The following is a 1,887-nucleotide window of genomic DNA, read 5'->3' on the forward strand; positions in this document are numbered from 1 at the left end:
CCACCAGCACGGACGGCTCCAGGCCGAGCCCGGCCGCGGCGAGCGCCATGTCGGCGAGGGTGTGCCCGTCCTCGTCGTAGCGGACGAGCAGCCCGCCCGCACCCTCCACCAGCACCAGCGCGTGGTCCTCCGCCAGTTCGGCGACGGCCTCCGCGACCTGCTGCGGGTGGACGGCGGGCAGGCCGGCCCGCCGGGCCGCGGTGTCGGGGGCGAGCGGCTCGGGGTAGCGGGCCAGCTCGCGGACGGTGAGGCCGCGCCCGGTGAGCCGGACCACCTCGGCCACGTCCCCGGCCTCCGCGGGGGCGACCCCGGTCTGACCGGGCTTCAGCACGGCCACCGGCCCCCGGGCGAGGGCGGCCACCGCCGCCGTGACGACGGTCTTGCCGACCTCCGTCCCGGTGCCGGTCACGAACAGCACGCTCATCCGGCCACCGCCGCGGCCGCGACACCGGCGGCGATCCGCGCGAGGTCCTGATCGTCCGTCACGTAGGGCGGCATCGTGTAGACCAGGTCGCGGAAGGGCCGCAGCCACACGCCCTCGCGCGCGGCGGCCTCGGTGGCCGCCGCCATGTCGACGGGGTGGTCCAGCTGGACGACGCCGATCGCGCCCTGCACCCGCACGTCCAGCACGCCCGGGGCGTCCGCGAGCGGCGCGAGCCCGGCGGACAGCCCGGCCTCGATCCGCTTGACCTCCAGCTGCCAGTCCTGGCCGAGCAGCAGCCCGATCGAGGCGTTGGCGACGGCCGCGGCCAGCGGGTTGCCCATGAACGTCGGACCGTGCGCCAGCACCGGCACCTCGCCGCGGCTGATGCCGTCGGCGACCTCCGCGGTGCACAGCGTCGCGGCCATCGTCAGGTAGCCGCCGGTGAGCGCCTTGCCCAGGCACATCACGTCCGGCGACACCCCGGCGTGGTCCGCCGCGAACAGCGCCCCGCTGCGGCCGAAGCCGGTGGCGATCTCGTCGAAGACCAGCAGCACGCCGTGCTCGTCGCACAGCTCGCGCAGCAGCCGCAGGTAGCCGGGGGAGTGGAAGCGCATCCCGCCCGCACCCTGCACCACCGGCTCCACGATGATCGCGGCCAGCTCGTCCGCGTGCTGCGCGACCAGGTCGGCGAGCACGCCCGCGTACGCCTCGTCGAGCGGCGCGTCGAAGCCGGCCGGCGGCTCCGGGACGAACAGCTGACGGGGCAGCACGCCGCCCCACAGGTGGTGCATCCCGCCGTCCGGGTCGCAGACCGACATCGGGTGGAAGGTGTCACCGTGGTAGCCGCCGCGCCAGGTCAGCACCCGGCGCTTGGCCGGGCGGCCGACCGACTGCCAGTACTGCAGGCACATCTTCAACGCCACCTCGACCGCGACCGAGCCGGAGTCGGCGAGGAAGACGTGCCGCAGCGGCTCCGGCGTGATGTCGACCAGCGTCGCCGCCAGCCGGACGGCGGGCTCGTGGGTGAGCCCGCCGAACATCACGTGGCTCATCCGGCCGAGCTGCTCGCGCACCGCCTCGTCCAGCACCGGGTGCCGGTAGCCGTGGATCGCCGCCCACCAGGAGGACATGCCGTCGATCAGTTCCCGGTGCCCGCCCGCCGGCCCGGCGAGCCGCAGCCGCACCCCGGACGCGGACTCCACCACGTACGGGGTGACGGTGCCGGGCATGGGCCCGTACGGGTGCCAGACGTGCGCCCGGTCGAGGCCGAGCAGGTGCTGGACGTCGGCCATCAGGCGTTCGGGGCCAGCTCGGTGCCCGCGCCGCGGCGGCGCACCCGCACCAGGTCGGTCCGGGCCTCGTCCGAGGACTCCGCCTCGATCAGGGCCTTCGCCTCGGCCTCGGCCTCCGCCGGGGCCCCGGTCGCGGTCAGCTCGGCGACCGCCGTGACGTGCCGCCGGGGC

General features: G+C 76.1%; 2 protein-coding genes and 1 pseudogene. All 3 read right to left on the reverse strand.

Annotation, left to right across the window (positions count from 1 at the left end; all coding sequences use genetic code 11):
• The coding region (locus ABZ641_RS35550) for a dethiobiotin synthase (protein WP_359988551.1) at positions 1-424 on the reverse strand (424 nt) is incomplete at its 3' end.
• Positions 421-1,716 carry an adenosylmethionine--8-amino-7-oxononanoate transaminase gene (locus ABZ641_RS35555; RefSeq protein ID WP_359988553.1) on the reverse strand — a complete coding sequence of 432 codons (1,296 nt, stop codon included), beginning with the start codon at positions 1,714-1,716 and terminating at the stop codon, positions 421-423. The genes ABZ641_RS35550 and ABZ641_RS35555, both read right to left, overlap by 4 nt.
• Positions 1,716-1,887 (reverse strand): annotated as a pseudogene (locus ABZ641_RS35560) (biotin synthase BioB); the annotation flags it as partial. The gene ABZ641_RS35555 and the pseudogene ABZ641_RS35560, both read right to left, overlap by 1 nt.

The sequence above is a fragment of the Kitasatospora sp. NPDC007106 genome, assembly GCF_040634455.1.
Classification (GTDB): Bacteria; Actinomycetota; Actinomycetes; order Streptomycetales; family Streptomycetaceae; genus Kitasatospora; species Kitasatospora arboriphila.